Genomic DNA, 22,647 nt, shown 5'->3' with positions numbered 1-22,647 from the left:
ACGCTTAGCGCTGCCGCGCCGCACGCGGCAAGCCGCGAAAGTCGAGCGGCTCAGTCTTCTTCCGCGATGCGGACCTTCAGGCCGTCGAGATCGTCGGTAAAGTCGATCTGGCACGACAGGCGCGATGCCGCGTCGCGGTTGTCGCTGCTTTCGAGCAGATCGTCCTCGTCCTCGCTCATCGCAGGCAGCTTGTCGGCGAAGGCGGGGTCGACATGCACGTGACAGGTCGCACAGGAACAGCATCCGCCGCACAGCGCCAGCAGTTCGTCGAAGCCGTTGTCGCGGATCGCTTCCATTACGGTCAGGCCATTCCCGACCTCGATCGTGCGTTCGGTTCCACTACGGTCGACCACGGTAAGCTTGGGCATCGGCTGTCCTTTTTCATCCACGGGGCGGCGCGCGCTCCCCCGCCATTGACGGGGCTGCTAAAAGCTGCGTTTCCCCTTTGCAAGAGAGGTGGCCTGAATGGGACTGAGTGCGAGGCAGATCAGGGACGGGCTCGACACGGTGGCAGCCCGCGAACCCGGCGTTGCCCGGGCGCTGGAGATCGCGGGCTATCCCGAGCCGCGGATCCGGCCGACCGGGTACAAGACGCTGCTGCGCACCATTGTCGGCCAGCAGGTCAGCGTCGCCTCGGCCGACAGCGTGTGGCGCAAGCTTGAGGCCGAACTGGGCGAGGATTTCGGCCCCGCCTGCCTGCTGGAACGCGATTTCGATACGCTGCGCGCCTGCGGGCTGTCGCGCCAGAAACAGGGCTATGCCCGCTCCCTATCCGAACTGGTGAGCGCGGGCGAGCTGGAGCTCGAGAAGCTGCCCGCGGATAACGAGGAAGCGATCGCGCAACTCACCCGGATCAAGGGGATCGGGCGCTGGTCTGCCGAGATTTACCTGCTGTTCGCGGAAGGGCGCCCGGACATCTGGCCCGCCGGCGATCTGGCGGTGATGGCGGGGATCGGCAAGATCCTGGGACTGGAAGAACGCCCGGACGAGAAGGCCACCCGAAGGCTCGCCGAAGGCTGGCGGCCGCACCGCGGCGCAATCGCCATCTTCACCTGGCACTGCTATGACAATCCCGCGCTTTAAGCAGACAGAGCGGAGGTCGATAGTCAAAGTCCCTTTACTCTGTGACAAGCGTCATTTACCTAGGCATTCATTCGTCACTATCAGAGAGGTGCCCATGTTCGATCGTCAGAAGCTCTCCCTCGCCCTTGGTTGCGCAACCGCCGCGCTCGCGCTAGCCGCCGTGCCTTCCATCGCACAAACGCCCACGGCAACGGACACCAGCATGACCGCGACCAGCCCCGCCACTTCCGCCCCGCTGATCCCGCGCGAGGCCCTGTTCGGCAACCCCAGCCGCGCCAGCGCCCAGATCAGCCCGGACGGCGAATGGCTTTCCTGGCTGGCACCGTCGAACGGCGTGCTCAACGTGTGGATGGCGCCCGCCTCCAACCCGGATGACGCCAAGGTGATGACCAGCGCGACCGAGCGGCCGATCCGCGAGTATTTCTGGGCGCCCGACAGTGCCAGCCTGCTTTACGTGCAGGACAAGGGCGGGGATGAGAATTTCCTGCTCTACGGGATCAATATCGAGACCGGAAAAGAGACCACGCTTACCCCGTTCGAGAACACGCGCGTGCAACTGGTCGGGGCGTCCGACACCATCAAGGACAAGGTGCTGGTCGGCCTGAACAACCGCGATCCGCGCTTCCACGATGTCCATCTGCTCGACCTCAACACGGGCGAGCTGACCCAGCTGATCGAAAACAACGGCTATGCCGGGTTCGTCGCTGACGACAATCTCGATGTCCGGCTGGCGCTGCGGCCCAATGCTGCTGGGGGCATGGATTTCTTCCGCGTGGAAGACAATGTCGTGGCGGAAGAGGCGTTCTCCTCCACCGATCTCGAAGATGCGCTGACCACCAGCCCGGCGGGCTTCACCCGCGACGGGGAAACGCTCTACTGGCTCGACAGCCGCGGGCGTGACACCGCAGCGCTGGTAGCCATGGACTGGGACACCGCTGAGACCCGCGTCATCGCGGAAAACGACAAGGCGGATATCGGCGGCACCATCCGCGACAACGAAACCGGCGAAGTGGAAGCCTACTCGGTCTATTACCTGAAGCGCGAATGGACCGCGACCGACCCTGAGATCGAGGCCGCCCTCACCTTCCTCGAGAACAATCTGGAAGGCGAATTCGGGATCGGTTCGCGCACCGACGACGATCGCAAGTGGATCGTGGGCAACGACCCTGTCACCGGCCCCAGCGCCAGCTATCTGTTCGATCGTGATGCGGGCACGCTGACCAAGCTCTACGTCACCCGCCCCGAACTCGAAGGCGCGCCGCTGCAGCCGATGCATCCGGTGGAAATCGCCAGCCGCGACGGGCTGACCCTGCCCAGCTACCTGACCCTGCCGCCCGGCAGCGACAGCGATGCGGACGGCGTGCCCGATGCTCCGGTGCCGATGGTACTGCTGGTGCACGGCGGCCCCTGGGCGCGCGATGGCTACGGCTACAATTCCTATCACCAATGGCTCGCCAATCGCGGCTATGCGGTGCTCTCCACCAATTTCCGCGGTTCGACCGGTTTCGGGAAGAATTTCATCTCGGCAGGCAACCTCGAATGGGGTCGCAAGATGCACGACGACCTGATCGACGCGGTGAACTGGGCTGTCGAGCGCGGTGTGACCAGCCAGGACAGCGTTGCGATCATGGGCGGGTCCTACGGCGGCTATGCCACGCTGGCGGGCCTCGCCTTCACGCCGGAGGAATTCGCCTGCGGTGTGGACATCGTCGGCCCGTCGAACCTCGAAACGCTGCTTTCCACGATCCCGCCCTATTGGGAGCCGGTGGTGGCGCAGTTCCACGAGCGGATGGGCAACCCCAACACCGAGGAAGGCCTGGCCCTGCTCAAGGAACGCAGCCCGCTCTATTCGGCGGACAAGATCACCAAGCCGCTGCTGATCGGCCAGGGGGCGAACGATCCGCGCGTCAACCAGGCGGAAAGCGACCAGATCGTCGCCGCGATGAAGCAGAACGAGATCCCGGTGACCTACGTGTTGTTCCCCGATGAGGGCCACGGCTTCGCCCGTCCGGTCAACAACATCGCCTTCAATGCCATTACCGAGAACTTCCTCGCCACCTGTCTCGACGGGCGCGCGGAGCCCATGGGCGATACGGTAGAGGCATCGACGGCCGAGATCGTCGAGGGAGCGGATTTCGTGCAGGGTCTGGCCGAGGCGGTGTCCGCAGAATGACCGAAACACGTAAGGCGATCTTCATCACGGGTGGCGCGTCCGGCATCGGACGCGCCATCGCGCAGCGTTTCGCCAAAGGCGGCTGGTTCGTGGGGATCGGCGATGTCGAGGAAAACGGCATGGCCGAAACCCAGCGCCTGATCGGCTCCGGCTTCAGCTACACCCAGCGCATGGATGTGCGCCATCCCGAAACGTGGGAGAGCGCGCTCAACGGATTCTCGATGGCCGCGGGCGGCCGGATCGACGTGGTCGCCAACAACGCGGGCATTCCGCTGGGCGGGACGCTGGAACAGTACACCGTTGAAGAGATCGAGCGGTGTCTCGATATCAACCTCAAGGGTGTGATCTTCGGCGCGCAGGCCGCGCTGCCGCACCTTCGCAAGACCGCCCCTGGTTCCTGCCTGCTGAACACCGCCAGCGCGGCGGGCATCTACGGCACCAGCGGGGCGAGCGTCTATTCGGCGACCAAGTTCGGCGTGCGGGCGCTGACCGAAAGCCTCGACGGGGAATGGGCTGCCGAGGGGATCAAGGTCCGCTCCATCATGCCCAGCTTCATCGACACGCCGCTGCTCGACATGCTGCCCAATGCCCAGAGCAACGAAGCGGTGCGCGACAAGGTGAAGGCTGCCGGGCTGGAGATTACCCCCGTTACCGATGTCGCCGAAGCGGCATGGGATGCGGTGCATGGGGACCGGCTGCATACCGTGGTGGGCAAGACGGCCAAGCGCGCCGCCTTCGCCTCGCGCTGGATGCCGGGCAAGATGCGCAAGATGGCCCGCGCCCGCGCCGACGCGCTGACCACGGATTGATCCGGGACGGCTAGAGCGCGTTGATGGCCTTCGCCATCTTCACATCGCGCAGAGAAAGGCCGTCCGCATCATGCGTGGTCAGCGCAATCTCGACCGTGTTGTATACGTTCGACCATTCGGGATGATGGTCGCTGCTCTCCGCGATCAGCGCGACGCGGCTCATGAAGGCCCATGCCTCGCTGAAATCCTTGAACTTGAAGGTCCGCTCGATCGCGTCGCGATCCGCCGCCATCTCCCACCCGTCGAGCGCGTCCAGCCAGCTCTTGCGTTCTTCGTCGCTCAGTTTCTCGACCGCCATGGAATGTCCTTTCGGGTTCGCGTGATATTGCCGTCAGGCGACCCCTCGCCTAACCCACGCAGCCATGCAAGCCCGCCTTCTCGCCACGAATATTGCCTGCCTCCGCGGCGAGCGGCTGCTGTTCCGCAAGCTCGGCCTCGATCTGGGCCCGGGCGATTTGCTTCAGCTGCGTGGCCCCAACGGGATCGGGAAGTCCAGCCTGCTGCGCATTCTCGCCGGGCTCGCACGCCCCTCTGCCGGGACGATCGAACGCGGCGGAGAGATTGGTCTGATGGATGGCAGGCACGCGCTCGATAGCGACCGCACCCTAGGCGATGCGCTGGCCTTCTGGGCGCGGCTGGATGGCTGTGCGGACACCGCAAAGCCGATGGCGCGGCTCGGGATCGACACCCTGGCCGACATTCCGACAGCCTACCTCTCGACCGGGCAGAAGCAGCGCGCGGTGATCGCCCGCCTGCTGTTTCGCGCGCGACCGATCTGGTTGCTGGACGAGCCCTTCGCGGGTCTCGACTCCGCATCGCAAACCCTGCTGGCTGAGCTTGTGGCCGAACATTGCGGCGCAGGCGGACTGTGCGTTTTCGTCTCCCACCAGCCGGCAGACCTGCCCGCGCGGACGCTCGATCTGGCGGACCACACGGCGTGAGAGCTTTCGCCACCCTCCTGCGCCGCGACCTCGCGATTCTGCTGCCGGGCGGGTCGCGCGGGTCGGCTTTCCTGCCGCTGATCTTCTTCCTGCTGGTGGCGGTGCTGTTTCCCTTCGCGGTGGGGCCGGAACCCGGCCTGCTCGCGCGCACTGGCGGCGGCGTATTGTGGGTCGCGGCACTGCTCGCCAGCATCCTCCCGCTCGACCGGCTGGTCGCAGCCGACCGCGAGGCGGGCGTGTTCGACCAGCTTCGCCTGCGCGGTGTGAGCGAGGAAGTGGCGATGACCGCGCGGCTGCTGGCGCACTGGCTCAGCTTCGGCCCGCTGATCCTGATCGCCACCCTGCCCGCTGCGGCGCTGCTGTCATTGACCGGCGACACCTTCTGGCGGCTGTTCGTCAGCCTGCTGGCGGGCACGCCGGGCCTCGCAGCGATCGGCCTGATTACCTCCGCGCTGCTGGCTTCGCTAAGGGGAGGCACCGCGCTGGCCGGCCTTATGCTGGCGCCTGTCGCGGTGCCGCTGGTGATCTTCGGCGCCGGCCACCTGGCACGCGACGACATTTCCGGCGCGCTGTTCGCCGCCGCTTTCAGCCTCGTGCTGTGTGCTATCGCACCCTTCGCGGCCGCCGCAGCGATCCGGGCAGCGAGGGATTAAGTCTCACCGTCGCCCCGACGATTGATGAAAACGTTTCAATACGGCGGCTTGTGCCGCTCCTTCGCGCTGAGCGTGAAGATTTCCACCCCATCCTCGGTGATGCCGAGCGAGTGCTCGAACTGTGCGGACAGCGATTTGTCGCGGCTCACCGCGGTCCAGCCGTCGCCCAGCACCTTGGCCCAGGGCTTGCCTGCATTCAGCATGGGCTCGATCGTGAAGAACATGCCCGGTTTCAGTTCGGGGCCGGTGCCCGCAACACCGACATGGACCACCTCGGGCGCGTCGTGGAACAGCCGCCCCAGCCCGTGCCCGCAGAATTCGCGCACCACGCCATAGCGGTGCTGTTTGGCATGCGCCTCGATCGCGGCACCTATATCGCCGAGCCGCGCGCCGGGTTTCCCGGCAGCCTCGATCCCGATCATCAGCGCCTCGTGCGTCGCCTCGACCAGCTTCTTCGCCTTCAAGGGCGGATCGCCCGCGAAGAACATGCGGCTGGTGTCACCGTGCCAGCCGTCGAGCAGCGGCGTCACATCGATATTGACGATGTCGCCGTCCTTCAGCGTCTTCTCGCTCGGGATGCCGTGACAGATGACATGGTTGACCGAGATGCAGCTCGAATGCGTGTAGCCGCGATAGCCGAGCGTTGCGGGCACCGCGCCTGCATCCAGCATCATGCCACGGATCGCGTCGTCGATGCTTTGCGTGGTGACGCCCGGCTGCACCAGTTCGGGCATCTGGTCGAGGATGTCGGCGGCAAGTCGCCCCGCCTTGCGCATGCCCTCGAACCCTTCGGGGCCGTGCAACTTGATGGTGCCGTCGCGGTAGACGTCGGAATCGGCGGTGATGGTCTGATATTCGGTCATGCAGGCCCAGATATGGTCAAAGCCTGCAAAAAGCGAGGTCAGGACACGAAATCGTCGCGATAACGCGCCTTGACCGCCTGCCGGATCGCATCGTCTACGCTCAGTTCCACCTCGTAATCGCCCTCTGCATAGGGGCCTGCGACGTAGGGCGCGGCGTAGAGCATCACGCGATCGAACTTCTCGCCGTTCGACAGCAGCACCAGTTCCAGTTCTTCCAGCGCCGGGCAGCGGCCGAACATGTCGTCCTCCTCGGTCACCTCCCCGCCGCGCCGCGCCATGCGCTGCGCGTCGAGCGCGTCGCAGAACCGCGTGCCCAGCGCGTCGGCCAGCGCCTCCTGCGATTCGAACAGCATGATCGGTTCCAGCAGGCGCTGCGCGTCCACGTTCCACAACACGCTGCTGAGGCCGTAATTGCCGTGGGCACCGCCGAAATAGGTCGATCCGTTTTCCACCAGGCTCAGCCAGTCGGTGGTCTGCCCCGCCAGCCGCCATTCGATGGTGACCATGAAGCGGTTATAGGGAAAGCCTTCCTCGCGCGCCTCGCGGCTGGCATCGCGCGCTGCGCGCTGCAGATCGGCTTCCTCGCGGTTGGCCTGCTCGTCCAGCCGGTCCCTCAGCGCGGGGATGGCGCCGAGCGTTTCCGGGTAGGAGAAGGAAAAGGCGTAGAGGTCGGTCTCCTCGGAGATGGCACGCTCCAGCGTGGCGCTCCCGGAAAGGCCGTCACCCGATGTTCCTTCACCATTTGCCTCGCCGCCGCGTGCGGCATCCTCGCCTTCGACCCCTGTCTTCTGCTCGAGCTCTTCGGGTGAGGTACAGGCAGCGATAGCAAGGCAGGTTGCCAGCACGAGCCTTGCAAAACTTCCTGGCATTTCCATTCAAATCCTCTGCAGCCGCGCGAATCCGGTTGAGCCGGAGCGCCAACGTCGCCATGCACGATATAATGACCGAGACCGCTTTGATACAGCCCGATAAGGGCCAGAACGCAATCACCCTCCACCTCGTCAACGAAGCCGGCTTCCCCGGCTGGGCGAAGACGCTTAGCGACGGCCAGCGCGCCATGCTGGAAGCGCAGGGATTCACCGGCAAGGGCTACCAGACGGCGATCGTCCCGGCGACGCCGGGCAACGGGTCCGCCTGGTTCGCAGCGGGCGGCGTGGCCGATCCCGACTCGCTTTCCAGCTGGTGCCTCGCCAAGCTTGCAGAAGTGCTGCCCGAAGGCACCTATCGGCTGGAAGGGCGCGAACCCGGCCCCGCCCTGCACGGCTGGCAGACCGCGCAATACCGGAACCTCTCCTATCGCAGCGATCCCGATGTAACGGGCCCGCGCGTCCTGCTGACCAGCAATGTCAACGCGATAGAGCCTGCCATTGCGGAGGCGCAGGCGGTCAATCTGGTGCGCAGACTGGTCGATACGCCGCCCGAAGACATGGGCCCCGCCGGCCTGGAGGCCGAGATCGAGGCGCTGGCCAAGGCGCATGATGCGAAGCTGGAGGTGACTCGCGGCGATCAGCTGGAACAGAACTACCCGCTGGTCCACGCGGTGGGCCGGGCGGCGGCGCGCCATCATGCGCCGCGCATCATGCATCTTGCGTGGGGCAAGGCGGATGCGCCCGTGCTGGCGATCGTCGGCAAGGGTGTAACCTTCGATTCCGGCGGGCTCGACATCAAGTCGAGCACCGGGATGGCGCTGATGAAGAAGGACATGGGCGGCGCGGCGCACGCCATCGCGCTGGCCAAGCTGGTAATGAGCCAGAACCTGCCGGTGCGCCTGCACCTGCTGGTGCCCGCAGTGGAAAACGCGATCTCGGGCAATGCACTGCGTCCCGGCGATATCGTGAAGAGCCGCAAGGGCCTGACGGTGGAGATTACGAACACCGATGCGGAAGGCCGCCTGATCCTGGCCGACGCGCTCGACCGGGCAAGCGAGGAGAACCCGTCCCTGCTGATCGACTTCGCCACTTTGACGGGCGCCGCACGTGTCGCACTGGGCCCCGATTTCCCCGCGCTGATGACGCGGCGCGACGAGACGGCCGATGCGCTGATCGCGGCAGGCAAGGCACATGACGACCAGCCATGGCGCCTGCCCCTGCCCGATATCTATGCCGAATGGCTGGAATCCCCGCTCGCCGATTGCATCAATGCGCCCAAGAACGGTTTCGCAGGTGCAAGCGTGGCCGGGCTGTTCCTCGACAAGTTCGTGGGCACGGGCAAGGATGGCGAGCCGATCGACTGGGCGCATTTCGATACCTATGGCTGGCGCCCCACGGCCAAGCCGGGGCGGCCCAAGGGCGGCGAGGCCTACGGCCTGCGCGCCAGCTGGCACATGCTGCGCGCGCGTTTCGGGGCATAAGCAACCGTGGCTGCCCGCCGGAAACCGTGTTTAGGTTGTCTGGCGGGCGGGCACGGGCTAAGCGCGCCCTTCAAAAGGACGATAATCGACTTTCTCGCGTGACCGACCCCGCAAACCTTTCCAACAATGAAGCCCCGCTGGCACTGACCGGTCCGGTCGAATGGCCGGAGAAAGGCACGCTGCCGCTGCGCCGCGACCTGGCGCATATCGCGCTGGCGCCGCGCTTCCTGGTAGCGAACTATGCAGAACCTTCCGCGATGCGGATTGGCGATGCTGCGGCCCCGCTGGTCCGGTCGACCAAGGATGAAAGCGACGTGATCCTGACCCTGGAGAGCGGCGCCGAGTTTCAGGCGCTGGATGTGACCGCGAGCTGGGTTTGGGGCTGCATCGGACCAGAAGGGCCGACCGGCTATGTCAGAAGGGATGCATTCGCCTGATGGCTGAAGGGTCGTGACAACGCAGGTCTTCGTTGACGGGGCGGCGGGTACGACCGGCCTCGAGATCGTCACGCGGCTGGCGGCGCACCCCGAGTTCGAGCCGCTGGTGCTCGACGAGGCACGCCGCAAGGACCCCGAAGCACGCCGGCAAGCGCTGAACGATACGCCCTTCGCGGTGCTCTGCCTGCCGGACGATGCCGCGCGCGACGCGGTGGCGATGGTCGATCAGGAAAGCGCAACGCGCATCGTCGATGCCTCTTCGGCGCACCGGGTGGCGGATGGCTGGACCTATGGGTTTCCCGAAATCGTCGGGCGCGATGCGATCGCTTCGGCGGACCGCGTCAGCAATCCGGGCTGCTATCCAACGGGCTTCCTTGCGCTTGTCGCACCATTGGTGCGCGCAGGCCTGCTGCCCGCAGACTGGCCCTACACGGTTAACGCGGTCAGCGGCTTTTCGGGCGGCGGCAAGGCGCTGATCGAACGCTTCGAGGCAGAGCCCGACATCGCCTTTCGCGCCTACGGCCTGTCGCTGGACCACAAGCACCGGCCAGAGATGAAACTGCACGCAGGCCTCAAGCATGGCGTGCTCTTTGCCCCGTCGGTCGTCCCGGCGTTTCGCGGCATGCTGGTCGAAGTGCCGCTCCACTTGGGCGCAATGGAACCGGCCCCTTCCGCGGACGATCTGCGCAGCGCGCTGGCAGATTTCTATCGCGGCTCGCCGGTGGTTACGGTGATGCCCGCCGGAGACCCCGGAGAGCTTCTGCTGCACCGGGATGCAAGCCCTGACGACGGTGTGGAGCTGTCTGTTTTCGGCAACGAAGGCGGATGGAACGCGCGTTTGATCGCAGTGCTCGACAATCTCGGCAAGGGTGCCAGCGGTGCGGCGATCCAGAACCTCAACCTGATGGCGGGCTTGCCTGAAACTACTTCGCTGCAGCTGCACCCGTCACATTAGGCGCGTGGAGCGGCAATTTTACGCAAGAAACTTGCCCCTTTATCGCAGTGCAACATTACAGTAGGCTTTCTGCCACAACACGCCGACTCGCACCGGCCAATGCCTTCGGAGGATCGACCCCGCGGTGAAAAAGATCGAAGCGATCATCAAGCCCTTCAAGCTCGACGAAGTGAAGGAGGCGCTGCACGAAGTCGGCGTATCCGGGATCACGGTGACCGAAGCGAAAGGCTTCGGCCGGCAGAAGGGCCACACCGAATTGTATCGGGGCGCCGAGTATGTCGTCGATTTCCTGCCCAAGGTGAAGCTGGAAGTCGTGGTGCCGGATGCCCTGGCCGAACGCGTGGTGGAAGCCATTGCCGGTGCCACGCAGACCGGCCGCATCGGCGACGGCAAGATTTTCGTCTCCACGATTGACGCCGCCCTGCGCATCCGCACCGGCGAACGCGACGACGACGCCCTCTGAATTTTCCAGGCACCGACTGCCCAATAACCATCCGAAAGGAGCATCATGTCAACTGCCAGCGACATTCTGAAACAGATCAAGGAACAGGACATCGAGTGGGTCGACCTGCGATTCACCGACCCCAAGGGCAAATGGCAGCACCTGACCATGGTGGCCGGCATCCTGGGCGAAGATGAGCTGGAAGACGGCCTGATGTTCGACGGTTCGTCGATCGCCGGCTGGAAGGTGATCAACGAAAGCGACATGATCCTGCGCCCGGACCTGTCGCGGACCTATATCGATCCCTTCGCCGCGACCCCCACCATGATCGTGTTCTGCGACATCGTGGAGCCCGCGACCGGCGAATGGTACGCACGCGACCCGCGCTCCACCGCCAAGCGTGCAGAGAACTATCTCAAGTCGACCGGCATCGGCGACACCATCTATGTCGGCCCGGAAGCCGAGTTCTTCATGTTCGACGACGTGCGGTTCGAAGATGGCTATGCCGGATCGGGCTATGCGATCGACGATATCGAGCTGCCGACCAATTCGGGCAAGGAATACGAGGCGGGCAACATGGCCCACCGTCCGCGCGCCAAGGGCGGCTACTTCCCCGTCGCCCCCGTCGACAGCGCAGTCGACATTCGCGGCGAGATGGTTTCGACCATGATCGAGATGGGCCTCAACTGCGACAAGCACCACCACGAGGTGGCCGCGGCGCAGCACGAACTCGGCCTCACCTTCTCGACCCTGACCGAGACGGCCGACCAGATGCAGATCTACAAGTACGTCGTCCACCAGGTGGCGCATGCCTACGGCAAGACGGCGACATTCATGCCCAAGCCGATCAAGGACGATAACGGGTCGGGCATGCACACCCACATGTCGATCTGGAAGGACGGCAACCCGACCTTCGCTGGCACCGGCTATGCGGGCCTGTCCGACAACTGCCTCTATTTCATCGGCGGCGTCATCAAGCACGCCAAGGCGCTGAACGCCTTCACCAACCCGACCACCAACAGCTACAAGCGACTGGTGCCGGGCTTCGAGGCGCCCGTGCTGCTGGCCTATTCGGCGCGCAACCGGTCGGCTTCCTGCCGCATCCCCTACGGTTCGGGCGAAAAGGCCAAGCGCGTGGAATTCCGCTTCCCCGACGCGATGGCCAACCCCTATCTCGCCTATTCGGCGCTGCTGATGGCCGGCCTCGACGGGATCACCAACAAGATCCATCCGGGCGAGGCGATGGACAAGAACCTGTACGATCTGCCGCCCGCCGAGCTGGCCGATGTGCCGACCGTTTGCGGGTCCCTGCGTGAAGCGCTGATCGCGCTGGAAGAAGATCACAACTTCCTGCTGCAGGGCGATGTCTTCACCAAGGATCAGATCGACGCCTACTGCGAACTGAAGTGGGAAGAAGTCGTGCGGCTCGAAACCACGCCTTCCGCGGTCGAGTTCGACATGTACTATTCCGCCTGAACGCGGATCGCAGACCTAACGAAGAGGGCCGCCGGAGCATATCCGGCGGCCCTTTTTCATTGCCGTGGCCGTTGCGGTTCAACTGCGACGGATCAATCCGCGCTGAATGGTGATCACGAAGCAGCCCAGCAGCATCAGGCTTGCGAACATCGTCAGCCAGTCGAGCGGCTCGGGACCGGCGAGATAGCCGAGATGGGCCAGCAGAGCCCAGCCTCCACCAACCACGACGGTCAGGTAGAAGGCCGCGCTCGTACCTTCCACCGAAACCGCCCGCATCAGTTCATCGGTGTGCGCACGTTGGCGATGGCCGGTGTAGCAAGCCAACACGAACAGGATGGCCACCAGAGCCAGAGCGACGGGGGCCCCGATCGGCCCGGCAGGGGCGGCGAAGGCAGCAATGAACAGGATGGCCGCAATGGAAGCGGTTCCCAGCACGCTCCAGCGCAGCATCGGGCGCATCTCGCGCAGTTCATCGGCATCCTCGACGTTGAGCAGGCGCGATCCCGCGTCCGGAGAGACCAGGCCGAAACCTACGACAGCTGCCGTCATCAGGTAGAGCATACCCACCAGGGCAGCGATCTCGCGCGAAGTGTCGAGCGCGCCCAGCGCCCCGCTGTCGATCAGTTCCATCAGCCCTATCGCACCCAGTGCGCCCGCCACGGCGCCGATCCCGGTCTTGATAGCAAGAGAGCGCCAGTTGGTGCGCTCTACCGCGGGGTGGTCTTCCAGGCTCGTCATTCGCTCGGCTCCCAATCGTCGATAAACAGGTCCGGCACGTTCACGGCGAACAGCCTCGCCATGCGTAGTGCCAGCGGGAGAGAGGGATCGTACTTGTCGGTTTCTACCGCGTTGATCGTCTGGCGAGAGACGCCCAGCCGCCGGGCAAGCTCGCCCTGGCTCCAGCCCGCCTCTTCGCGGTAGTGCTTCAAGCGGTTCTTCACCGGCCCATTACTCCCGGCAACGCCCCATGTGGGCGCTGACAAGAGCTCTTTACAGTCAAGAACTCTTGTCAGTCAAGAGCTCTTGTCAGGCTTCTAGGCAAATTTCCATGCGCGAAGGTCAATGTTCGCCATGGTATCGCGAAGGGCAGGATAGTCGCGCGCGATGGCCTTGCTCGCCCTGCGGAAATCACGCTGGAGATAGGGCTTGAGTTGCACCTCGATGGCATCGGCGTCGTGCGCGTTCAGATGCGCTGCCAGGGCGGTGGCGGTCACCAGCGCCTGCTCGGACAGATAGCGGGAGGCGGAGGAGCGCCAGCCCTGCCAGGCCCCGTCGGTCCACTGCTCGAAGTGCCGCGCCGAATTGGCGAGAAACACCCCGAAGCCGAGATACGCTGCGCAGCAATCCGTCGCGTGCTCAACAAGATCCGGCCCGCCGGGAGGCGCCCCCCTCCCCTCCAGCAGATAGTGGCTCAGTTCGTGGGCGAAGGTGGCGACAAGATTATCCGGCTTGCGCAGAAGCGAAGCGCTGTAGCGGATTACGTAACCCTCGCCTTCCCCCTCATAGGAGAACGTGCCGAGCGGTCTGGAATCGAGCTGCACTTCGGCCGGGTCGGAGCGCGACTGCTCGTCTTCTATTCGCTCCAGGTGACACGGCCAGTCCGCCATCTCGCATTGCTGCTGCACAAGCGCGAAGAGTTCTGACGCCGTCGTCGCTTCGGCCAGAGCAGGATCGCCCGGCAGGACGGCCTCGATTTTCCTGCCTTCATCATCGAGTACCCGCCGCAACCAGGCAAAGCAGGCGACAAGCCAGTCCAGCTCGTCCCTGGAAACTGGTGGCGCAACCTTGAAAAGCCCCACCCGCGCGCGCCTCAGGCCGTGCCGTTCAGAAACTTGTGCACCGGCCTGAAGCCCAGCGGACCGCGCCGTACCCGCGCTTCCGCGGCTTCCAGCGCCTTGGGATAGATCGCGCCGAACAGGTGGTCGAAGGTTCCATCCCAGCTATATTCGCGTTCCACCAGGGCGCGCGCCTCGCGGCCCATGGGGGCGGCCTTTTCGGGCCAGATTTCCTGCACCGCATCCGCCATCGCCTGCGTATCTTCCACGGGCACCAGCACGCCGTTCGCGGGCGCAACGCGGCTCGGCATGGCGCCGGCGTCGACGCCGATGACGGGCAGTCCGCAGGCCTGCGCCTCGATCACGGAAATGCCGAAGGTCTCGCTCGCCATCGCCGAAACATAAATATCGGACGAAGCCAGTGCCCGCGCCAGCTCCTCGCGATCGTCGAGAAATCCGGGGAACACCACGTTCATCCCTTCGGCCGCTTCCTTGAGCTCTTCGGTCAGCTTGCCATCGCCCATCATGACCAGGGCCGCGTCGAGTTCGCGCGGCAACTTGCGAAACATCTCGATCAGCTGATCGGCGCCCTTTTCGTAGTCGATACGGCCGGCGTAGATCAGCAGCGGGCCCGAGGTATGGGCCAACCCCATCTCAGCGCGAAAGGCGGGATCTGCCTTGGCAGGATGGAAGATATCGCTGTGCACGCCCAGCGTCAGCATATCGACGTCATGCACCTTCATCCGGGTGAGCGTGGGCAGGCTCACATCGCTCAGCGCATAGACCTCGTCGAATTCGCGATAGGTGATCTCGCCGTAACAGCACGCCTGCCAGCGCCAGAAGCGAGCGAGCTGAGGGCCGAACAGCTTCACGGCGACGCGGTGGACCTGCGCTTCGGGGAAATCGGTGTGATAGCCGGCAACCAGCGCGGTGCCGGGATGACGGCGGCGATGGTTGATCGCGGTCCACGGCAAGATCCACGGGCATGGCGATTCGATGATGTCGGGCAGGTAGCGCTCCAGCACTTCGCGAACCGGAGCGGTTTTGGTGATGAAGCGATAGTTCGGGCTGTTCTCGATCCCCTCGGCGGCGATCTCGCACCAGATCGCGCGGCCGTTCTCGACCACCTTGGTCTCCGGGCCGGGTACGATCTGCAGCAGCCGATGGCCGGTGTTTTCCAGCACGTACCTGCGCTTTTCCTTCAGGTAGGTGCTGATCCCTCCGCCGCCCCGTGGGGAATAGCTCTGGGTCAGGTCACAGATCAGCAATTGGTCGCTTGTCGAAGCCATTATCCGTCATAACCATAATTGACATCGCAGGGGAGCCAGATGGTCCCTGCCCCCTGCGACGTCCACCGATATGCACCGATCATCCGCCGACGGCGACCGACATGTGGCCCGCAGGCAACGCCACAGTTACCGCCCGGCATCAGTAATCGCGGCTCGCCTCGATCGAAACGCCGTTGCGACCGACGGTCGATACGGTGGCGAGCAGCGATAGCCAGCTGGTGATGCGGAATTCCGCGTCGGTCGCGCTGTAGCCCTGTCCGTCGGTGATCAGTTCGACATAGAAGCGACGCCCGATATTCTTGCCCAGCGCGATGGCCGTGCCCCGGTCGAGCACGGGATCCGCAGACACGATCCGCAAGCGGTCCAGCCCGATCGCACTGCGCAACTGGTTGATCGGATCGAGCCCGCCACCGCCGCGCAGCGACGCGACCGCCGCGCCCAGTTGGAGCGCATCCGTTGCGGAAAGACTGGTGATCGATCCGCCGAACAGCAGCCGCGCCAGAATCTCCTCGTCGGGCAGTGCAGGCGTAGAGCTGAAGGTGATCTCCGGCTCCATGGCGTTGCCCCCAATGTTCACCGTTACCGAGATGCCGTTGCTGTCGGTCTCCGCCTCGATGTCGAGACGCGGATCGATCGCCCGCGACTGATCGAATTCGATCCGCCCCCGGGTGACTTCGAAGCGCGCGCCCGCGAAGGTGTAGTCGCCCCGGATCAGGTTCGCCTCCCCGCCGATGCGCATCTCTTCCGTCGTGCCGCGTACCCGCACATCGGCGCTCCATTCGCTGTCGAGACCAAGGCCGTCCACGTCGACCCGGCTGGGCGCGCGCGCATCGATCAGGAAGCGCCAAGGTGCGCCGCTCGCGGTCGGCACGTAGCGATCGCGGGGGAAGTTGACCTCGCGGGTCGGTATGTTGGGAATCTCGGCCGTCTCCGCACCGTTGCCGAGCCGCCAGCTCGCCCGCTGGACCAGCAGGCGACCGGCAATCGTGCCGCCCGATCCGTTGGACACGATGCGCAGCGGGCCGGTTACGGTGGCATTGAGCCCGCGCGCATTCACCAGCTGCGCGTTCTGCGCGGCGGCGCGCAGGTCTATCTCGGGCCCGCGCCCTGCCCCCAGATTGGCAAGATCGACCACGCCGCTGCCGCTGAGCGTGCCGCCATTGGGGGCGGTGCCACGGAAGCTGTTGATGCGCAGTCGCGAGCCCGCGAAATCGCCGCTGACAGTCGCGTTGCGGATGTCGGTGCCCGAAATCGAACTCTGAATTCGCAAGTCTTCGCTGGATAGCGATCCGCGAACCCGCGGATCGGCCAGAGAGCCGCGTACGTCGGCGGCAATGGCCACGGGGCCGGAGAAATCCAGCAGGTCGATAGCGGCGAGCCGCCAGAGAGACTGTGCCGGACCACGGTAACGAAGTTGCGCAAACAGGTCTCCCGCCTGCAAGCGTTCCACCAGGCTGCCACTGGCCGGCAATTCGGAAATCAGCGCCTGAATGCGCCCGCCCTGCGTGCCATTGTCGGCCATGATCGCGCGAGCTTGCAGCCTGTCGGCATCGAGGCGTGCGACAAGGGAAAGATCGACCGGACGCGAGGCGAGGATCAGACCCGAACGGGTAAAGCCATCTACCTTCACGTGTGCTTCGCCCGAGGGCGGCGAACCGCCGACATTGCTATAGGTGATGCTGCCTGAGAGCGTCCCGCCAAGCCCCGCATCGCCCAGAGCGATATCTGCCAGCGAGAGGGGAATTTCCCGCATGTCCAGATCGAGGCTGGTCGAATCGCCCAGCTGCCCCTCGGCAATCAGATAGCCATCCCCGTAGCTGATCTGCGAGCGCTGCAGGCTCCAGCCGTTCCCGGTATCGGTCAGCACCGCACGGCGGGGCATGGTAAGTTCGCGTCCGGCCAGGTTGCCACGCGCCGCCACGGCGATACGCTCGGGCGCAACATCTGCCGAAAGCTGGAGCGCGAACCCCCTGCCCCGCCGCCCGGCAACGGCTGCGTTTACTTCGCCGCTTCCGTTCACGAGTTCGGCATCGGCGGTCATCCGCCCGATAAACAGCGATCCGTAACGTATGCCCTGCGCGTCCGCCTCGCCCCGGATGGTGGTATTGCCCTCCGCTATCAGGCCGCTCGCGTCGATGTCGGCTATGGCGATCTGCAGGCCGGTCGCCCCGCTGAAGGTGGCATTGCGAGCCGCGATATCGACGTCGAAGCCCTGCCCTCCGTCACGCGGAGCAAGGCTGATCGTGCCGTCGAGGCCGCCGCCGGTCAGCGCCAGTTCGCCGCTGGCGCCACCTTCCACCAGGGTGATGTCGCCGGTCAATTCGGTGTCGGAGACGCTCAGCGTCTCGACCGAGACTCGCGTCGGCCCGCCTGCGGGGGAGAACAGCCCCAGTGTGCCATCGAAGCGACCGAGCATCGAATCGCCCTCGGTCTCGATCCGGAAGCCCTCGTCTATCGGGCTGACAGCCACTCGCACATCGCGCAGCCCGGCAGCGGGCAGCGGTCTTGCGAAGACCAGCACCGCCTCGGGCCCCCGGTCGGTCAGCGAAGCCTCGACCGTGAATGGGCCGTAATCGGCCTGCCGCCCGCGACCGGCAACCCGCGTGGTGCCAGGGGCCACCTGCCCGTCGATCACCAGGTTCAGCTTGCGCGAATCGAGCCGCACCTGGCGGAAATCGATCGGCGCGTTCTGCGCCAGCGAGACACCGCCCGAAAAGTCGATCAGAGGCCCGGCAAGATTGGCGAGCGTATCATTGGTGACGCGCGGAACCTGCCCGCGCAGATCGGCGGTCAGTCGCCATGCGCCATCGTAGACGAAATCGATAGTGCCGCCCGCGTTGACCCGGCCCACCTGTTCGAACATCAGGCCGTTGACCGCCGCAGGACCGCGCACTTCCCAGCGGTTGGCACCTATATCGCCGCGAATGGCGAGCTGGGCGCTGGCATCGGGGAAGGTGATACGCAGCGAGTCCGAAATCAGTTCGCGCCCGGTGAAGACCAGCCGGCCATCGATGGACCCGTTGACCAGACGCGGATCGGCAAGGTCGTTGCCCGTCGCAATCCGGGCGATCTCGGCATCGACCGGGATGATCCAGCGGCTGCCATCGTAGGTCGCAGTGCCTTCCTGCGCGATCCCGGTGATCGTGGTTGTCCCGGCGGAGAACCGGTCGGCCACCAGGCGGAAGGGGATAGCCAGATCGCGGAAGCTACCGTCGATCGTGCCCGATGCCTGCGCCCCTTCGAAGCGCAGGTCGGGTCCGAACAGCTCGGGATCGCGCAAGGTGGCTACGAATTGCACCGCGTCGGCGCGATTATCGGCAAGGTCCGCCGCGCCTTCAGCCACCAGGCCCAGCCCCTGGCCGATCAGTTCGATCCGCCCATCGATCACCCTGTCGGCAAAGGTGCCGGAGGCCTCGACACGGGTATCGGGCCCCAGCGCGCGCTGCGGAATGCCGGTGAGGAAGGGGGTTGTATCGGCCTGGCCGACGATCCCGTACGTTCCGTCCTCTGCGCTCAGCCGAAAACGGCCCAGCGCCTCGTCATCGCGGTCGATGGCCAGTTCGCCGTCCCAGCGCGTCCAGGTGCCGTCGCCGTCCAGGCTTGCGGTATATCCGCCCTCCAGGTTGGCGAGGCTGGTGAGAACGCCGCCCTCTGGTGCCTCAATCTGCAGGTCTGCGTCGAACATGTCTCCGTCGGGTTCGGCGATCAGGTCCACCACCAGGCGGTCGCCTTCTCCGAAGCGTCCGTCGGCCTTGATCACCGCGCGCCCGTCGCGAATTCGGGCGCGGCCCACCAGATCGACGCTGCGCCGCTCATCTCCGGCAATCCCGGGGGCGAGCGTCCAGTCGACCAGTTCGAGATTGCCCACCGCAATGTCGAAACCGGGCAGCATCGGCGCGTCCGGGTCGCCCGGCTTGAGTTCGGGCAAGCGCAGCAATTCGCCACGCTCCGCCCGAAGCGAGCGAATATCCAGCCCCCTGCTGAGCCAGGCGAAGGGCCGCCATTTCAATTCGGCACGCGGCACGGTGAGGAACACGCCCTGCGGGTCCGACAGGGCCAGATCGTTGATGACCGCCTCGTCGTAGATATTGCCTTCGATGCTGCCGACCGAAATGCGCAAGCCGCTCTGCGGTTCGAGCGCGTTGACCTGATCGACAACGAAGTCCTTGCCTACCGGCGTGTTCAGCCCGAAGACGAATGCTGCAGCCAGCAGTACCAGCACCCCGATCGCGCCGACGACCCAGTTGGCGATGCGTCCGGCCACGCTCTTGCGGCGCGGTTTTTCCTCCCGCTCTTCGCTGACGGCATCCTGTGTCATCAGAAGGCCTGCCCCAGCGAAACATAGACGGCGACGAAGCTGTCCGTCGGCCGCGGGTTGATCGGGAACGCGACATCCAGCCGCAGCGGGCCGAACCCGGTCAGGTAGCGTGCACCGATCCCTGCACCGATCCGGATATCCTCGAAATCGGGGTATTCGTCGGTGCCGACCGAACCTGCGTCCACAAAGGGCACAACCTGCACCGCTCCATTGAACAGCGGCGTGGGAATGCGCGCTTCTGCCGAAAGCTCGATCAGGGAGCGCCCGCCGATGGGATCGCCGGAGGGATCGCGCGGTCCGATTTCGCGGTAACCATAGCCGCGCACCGAGCCGCCACCCCCGGCGAAGAAGCGCCGCGACGGCGCGATGTTGCTCAGGGGGGCCCCGGCGATCGAGCCGAGCCTGATGCGTCCTGCCAGGATCGGTCCGTCCTCGCCTATCTGGCGGTAGTAGGAGGCATCCGCCTGGTTGCGGATGTAGAAGCTTTCCATACCCTGCGTCTCCGAAATCTCGGGAGACGCACGGACCGAAACGCGGAAGCCTTCCGTCGGGTTGAGCAGGTCGTCACTGGTATCGATCTGCGCGAAGCCGGGCAGCGCGGCGACGAAATAGGTCTGGCGCGGCGGCGGGGACGGATCGGTGAGATCGCTGTTGTCGAGATCGAACGCCAGCCGCTCGTCCGAAGCGAGCAGCTCGAGCCCGACGCTCCAGCTGAATGGCTTCTGGAACAGAATGTTCGACAGCCGCTCGTAAGTGCCGATGAACCCGGCCGTATTCGCGGCGAAGGCGGCGTTGTCCAGCGAGCTGGCAAAAGCATCGAGTGTGAGCACACGGTCGCGCCCGCCGAAATTGTTCTTCCGGAAAGTCACGCCGACCAGCTGTTCCTGCGTCCCCGCAACCCCGCGCACCCGCAACGCGCCTTCGGGCGGGAAAAGATTGCGGTGTTCCCAGCTTGCCGCGATGCGGAAGCCTTCTTCGGTTCCGTAGCCGATTGCACCTGCAATGGTCCGCAACTCGGCCTGGGTCAGCCCCACCTGCATCTCGACCGTGCCGGGCTCCCCGTCAGCGGGGGCTTCGGTTTCGACCGGGGTTATGGTGACCGAGGAGACAAGCCCGGTGGCAATGATGGCGCGGCGCAGGTCCTGCTCCAGATCGCGCTCGTACAGGTCGCCCGGCTCGAAGCGGGCGATGGTGGCAAGATGCTTGCCGGACAGGAATTTCGGCATGTCCGACACGACATTGCCGAATACGTATTGCCCGTTGGGGCGCACCGGCATGGTGAGGTCGCCTTCGGTCCGCGCATAATCGACCAGAAGTTCGGGGCCGTCGATTTCCGCGAAGGGGAACCCGGTATTGCCGAGCGCTGTGTCGAGATCGGCACGTTCGCGCAGGATATCGTAGCTGTCCACGAAATCGCCGGGATAGATATCGAACGCGCGGCGCAGGGTTTGCGAATCCGGCGCCTGATCGAGTTCTCCGAGGTCGATTTCGCCGAAGCGGTAACGCTCGCCCGGCAGGATGTTGAAGCGGACCTGCGGGCGCTCGTCCGACCCGTCGATCAGGTTGGGCCCGACTTCGCGGATGATTTCGCCATTATAGTAGCCATAAGCGCGCAGGAGCTGGTTGAGTATCTCCTGGTCCTCGCGCGCCCTCGCGCCGAGCTGGCCGACATTGGTTTCGGTATCGCCATACGCCTCGATCGAGGACAGCATTTCGAACTGGTTCACGAATTCTTCGCGCTGCGGGAAGGCCCGGGGTTCGGACGGAAAGGCGAGCGCGAGCTGCTCGGTCATCTGGACCACCAGGGGATCGATCAGCAACGGTCCCGCTTCGAGGGGGTTCTCCTCGGCGAACTGCGCGGTGCCATCGTCTTCGACCTGTTCGACATCCTCCAGCTCGAGCGGATCGGGCCACTCTATGGTCAGGCCCGGCAATTCGGCCAGCGGACTGTCGGGCCCCAGTTCGATCGACTGGCCTTCGAACGGGTCGGGCCCGTCGATCGGGGAAGGTTCTTCGGGCGGAACACCATCGGCCGCCCAGGCATCGGGGTTATCCAGTGCCTCGTCCGGGATCAGCGCTTCGAGTTCGGCGGATGCGTTGCGATCCTGCGCCAGGGCCACCCCCGAATGGCCGGCCAGCACCAGCGCAACGGCGGACAGGCAGGCGCTGCGCGCGGGCCTAGCGACCGACAGCGAGAGCCTTGTCGCCCGAGCCAGCGGCGCCGGACGGGGCATCGGAGCGCACGGCATCGCGGATGAGCCGGCTCTGCTCTTCTGCGGAAAGGCGACGCCATCCGCGCGGTCCAAGGCGTTCGAGTGGACGATATCGGATCTTGTACTGCATCCGCGCCGATCCTTCGACCCAGTAGCCGAGGTAGACATATGGCAGGCCTTCTTCGGCGGCGCGCCGGATGTGATCGAGAATGATGTAGTTGCCAAGACCGGACCGTACCTCGTTATCCGGGTCGTAAAAGCTGTAGATCATCGACAGCCCGTCACCCTGCCGGTCGGTAAGGCATGCCCCGACCAAGCGTCCAACAGAGCCATCGCTGGTTGGTTCCCGATATTCAAGGACATAAGTGGATACCGGTGTGTGTTCGACCATATCGGCATAGTCGACCTCGTCCATCCGGGTCATTCCGCCCTCGGGATGCCGCTTGGCGAGGTAATCGCGCAACAGCTCGAACTGCTCGCTGGTCGCCCACGGGCGGCATTCGGTCACCACAAGATCGCTGTTGCGCTTGAGGATCCGCTTCTGCGCCTTCGATGGCGCAAACTCGTCGGCCACCACACGCACCGATACGCAGGCCTGGCAATCGACGCAGCTGGGGCGATAGGCCACCGTCTGGCTGCGGCGGAAACCGATCCGGCCCAGCGCTTCGTTCAGCTGATCGGAATGCGGGCCCTTCAGCTCGGTAAACACCTTCCGTTCCGTCTTGCCAGCAAGATACGGACACGGCGCGGGGCTCGTCACGAAAAAGCGCGGAAAGCGAACGGGGGCAGTCACGGCTAGGCCTGGCGCTCCTGTCGAACGGAAAGGAATCTCTGGTCGGCGGCTGAGGAGGGTATGCCTGAGCCAGCCTC

21 protein-coding genes are annotated in these 22,647 nt (G+C 65.1%); 10 read left to right on the top strand and 11 right to left on the bottom strand.

Annotated elements, in window-relative coordinates; genetic code table 11:
• Window positions 1-50 precede the first annotated feature (50 nt).
• Window positions 51-368 carry a 2Fe-2S iron-sulfur cluster-binding protein gene (locus ADAD_RS0107275; RefSeq protein ID WP_010411806.1) on the bottom strand — a complete coding sequence of 106 codons (318 nt, stop codon included), beginning with the start codon at window positions 366-368 and terminating at the stop codon, window positions 51-53.
• Window positions 369-465: 97 nt separating this feature from the next.
• Between ADAD_RS0107275 and ADAD_RS0107270 the strand changes: the two genes are divergently transcribed.
• The 3 genes from ADAD_RS0107270 to ADAD_RS0107260 all read left to right on the top strand — a co-directional run bounded on the left by ADAD_RS0107270 (window position 466) and on the right by ADAD_RS0107260 (window position 4,065).
• Window positions 466-1,083 (top strand): DNA-3-methyladenine glycosylase family protein, encoded by a 618-nt coding sequence (locus tag ADAD_RS0107270; protein ID WP_010411804.1) that lies wholly within the window; start codon window positions 466-468, stop codon window positions 1,081-1,083.
• A gap of 94 nt (window positions 1,084-1,177) precedes the next feature.
• Window positions 1,178-3,256, top strand: a complete 2,079-nt coding sequence (locus ADAD_RS0107265; RefSeq protein ID WP_010411802.1) for a S9 family peptidase — start codon at window positions 1,178-1,180, stop codon at window positions 3,254-3,256.
• Complete coding sequence (locus ADAD_RS0107260; protein ID WP_010411800.1) at window positions 3,253-4,065, top strand: SDR family oxidoreductase; 813 nt, start codon at window positions 3,253-3,255, stop codon at window positions 4,063-4,065. Before ADAD_RS0107265 ends, ADAD_RS0107260 begins: the two co-directional genes overlap by 4 nt.
• 10 nt (window positions 4,066-4,075) lie before the next feature.
• Here ADAD_RS0107260 and ADAD_RS0107255 read toward each other — a convergent pair whose 3' ends face one another.
• Entirely contained in the window at window positions 4,076-4,363 is a 288-nt protein-coding gene (locus tag ADAD_RS0107255; RefSeq protein WP_010411798.1) for a 4a-hydroxytetrahydrobiopterin dehydratase, read from the bottom strand.
• A gap of 64 nt (window positions 4,364-4,427) precedes the next feature.
• Here ADAD_RS0107255 and ccmA point away from each other — a divergent pair, with 64 nt between their 5' ends.
• Window positions 4,428-5,006, top strand: a complete 579-nt coding sequence (ccmA, locus tag ADAD_RS0107250; protein ID WP_010411795.1) for a heme ABC exporter ATP-binding protein CcmA — start codon at window positions 4,428-4,430, stop codon at window positions 5,004-5,006.
• A complete protein-coding gene (locus tag ADAD_RS0107245) occupies window positions 5,003-5,659 on the top strand; it encodes a heme exporter protein CcmB (RefSeq protein WP_010411791.1) in 657 nt (218 codons plus the stop codon). The genes ccmA and ADAD_RS0107245 overlap by 4 nt, the downstream gene beginning before the upstream one ends.
• 35 nt (window positions 5,660-5,694) lie before the next feature.
• Here ADAD_RS0107245 and map read toward each other — a convergent pair whose 3' ends face one another.
• The gene (map, locus tag ADAD_RS0107240; RefSeq protein ID WP_010411788.1) at window positions 5,695-6,522 is read right to left on the bottom strand and encodes a type I methionyl aminopeptidase; all 828 of its coding nucleotides are present in this window, start codon (window positions 6,520-6,522) and stop codon (window positions 5,695-5,697) included.
• 38 nt (window positions 6,523-6,560) lie between these two features.
• A complete protein-coding gene (locus ADAD_RS0107235) occupies window positions 6,561-7,367 on the bottom strand; it encodes a DUF4163 domain-containing protein (RefSeq protein ID WP_237700793.1) in 807 nt (268 codons plus the stop codon).
• A gap of 95 nt (window positions 7,368-7,462) precedes the next feature.
• On the opposite strand from ADAD_RS0107235, the gene ADAD_RS0107230 reads away from it, so the two are divergent.
• The 5 genes from ADAD_RS0107230 (at window position 7,463) to glnA (ending at window position 12,182) form a co-directional block, all read left to right on the top strand.
• Window positions 7,463-8,872, top strand: coding sequence for a leucyl aminopeptidase family protein (locus ADAD_RS0107230; protein WP_010411783.1), 1,410 nt, complete (start codon window positions 7,463-7,465; stop codon window positions 8,870-8,872).
• Between the two features lie 98 nt (window positions 8,873-8,970).
• On the top strand, window positions 8,971-9,309 hold the full coding sequence (locus ADAD_RS0107225) for a hypothetical protein (RefSeq protein WP_010411782.1): 339 nt from the start codon (window positions 8,971-8,973) through the stop codon (window positions 9,307-9,309).
• 13 nt (window positions 9,310-9,322) lie between these two features.
• Window positions 9,323-10,264 (top strand): N-acetyl-gamma-glutamyl-phosphate reductase, encoded by a 942-nt coding sequence (argC, locus tag ADAD_RS0107220; protein WP_010411780.1) that lies wholly within the window; start codon window positions 9,323-9,325, stop codon window positions 10,262-10,264.
• Window positions 10,265-10,388: 124 nt separating this feature from the next.
• Window positions 10,389-10,727 carry a P-II family nitrogen regulator gene (locus ADAD_RS0107215; protein ID WP_010411777.1) on the top strand — a complete coding sequence of 113 codons (339 nt, stop codon included), beginning with the start codon at window positions 10,389-10,391 and terminating at the stop codon, window positions 10,725-10,727.
• A gap of 45 nt (window positions 10,728-10,772) precedes the next feature.
• Window positions 10,773-12,182 (top strand): type I glutamate--ammonia ligase, encoded by a 1,410-nt coding sequence (gene glnA / locus ADAD_RS0107210; protein ID WP_010411774.1) that lies wholly within the window; start codon window positions 10,773-10,775, stop codon window positions 12,180-12,182.
• Between the two features lie 78 nt (window positions 12,183-12,260).
• Here glnA and ADAD_RS0107205 read toward each other — a convergent pair whose 3' ends face one another.
• The 7 genes from ADAD_RS0107205 to ADAD_RS0107175 all read right to left on the bottom strand — a co-directional run bounded on the left by ADAD_RS0107205 (window position 12,261) and on the right by ADAD_RS0107175 (window position 22,570).
• Window positions 12,261-12,920, bottom strand: a complete 660-nt coding sequence (locus tag ADAD_RS0107205; protein WP_010411771.1) for a hypothetical protein — start codon at window positions 12,918-12,920, stop codon at window positions 12,261-12,263.
• Entirely contained in the window at window positions 12,917-13,123 is a 207-nt protein-coding gene (locus ADAD_RS0107200; protein WP_010411768.1) for a helix-turn-helix transcriptional regulator, read from the bottom strand. The genes ADAD_RS0107205 and ADAD_RS0107200 overlap by 4 nt, the downstream gene beginning before the upstream one ends.
• A gap of 93 nt (window positions 13,124-13,216) precedes the next feature.
• Window positions 13,217-13,981: a hypothetical protein gene (locus tag ADAD_RS16355; protein WP_050803721.1), complete on the bottom strand. Its 765-nt coding sequence runs from the start codon at window positions 13,979-13,981 to the stop codon at window positions 13,217-13,219.
• 11 nt (window positions 13,982-13,992) lie between these two features.
• Window positions 13,993-15,246: a glycosyltransferase gene (locus ADAD_RS0107190; protein ID WP_010411762.1), complete on the bottom strand. Its 1,254-nt coding sequence runs from the start codon at window positions 15,244-15,246 to the stop codon at window positions 13,993-13,995.
• Window positions 15,247-15,385: 139 nt separating this feature from the next.
• Window positions 15,386-19,564, bottom strand: coding sequence for a translocation/assembly module TamB domain-containing protein (locus tag ADAD_RS0107185; RefSeq protein ID WP_010411759.1), 4,179 nt, complete (start codon window positions 19,562-19,564; stop codon window positions 15,386-15,388).
• Window positions 19,564-21,798 (bottom strand): autotransporter assembly complex protein TamA, encoded by a 2,235-nt coding sequence (locus ADAD_RS0107180; protein WP_010411756.1) that lies wholly within the window; start codon window positions 21,796-21,798, stop codon window positions 19,564-19,566. Before ADAD_RS0107180 ends, ADAD_RS0107185 begins: the two co-directional genes overlap by 1 nt.
• Window positions 21,743-22,570: an arginyltransferase gene (locus ADAD_RS0107175; protein ID WP_029139976.1), complete on the bottom strand. Its 828-nt coding sequence runs from the start codon at window positions 22,568-22,570 to the stop codon at window positions 21,743-21,745. The genes ADAD_RS0107180 and ADAD_RS0107175 overlap by 56 nt, the downstream gene beginning before the upstream one ends.
• Window positions 22,571-22,647 lie beyond the last annotated feature (77 nt).

Origin of the sequence: Citromicrobium sp. JLT1363 (assembly GCF_000186705.1) — a bacterium.
In the GTDB taxonomy this organism is placed as follows: domain Bacteria; phylum Pseudomonadota; class Alphaproteobacteria; order Sphingomonadales; family Sphingomonadaceae; genus Alteriqipengyuania.
The sequence above is the reverse complement of the archived record's forward strand: the minus strand, read 5'-3'. Positions and strand labels throughout refer to the sequence as shown.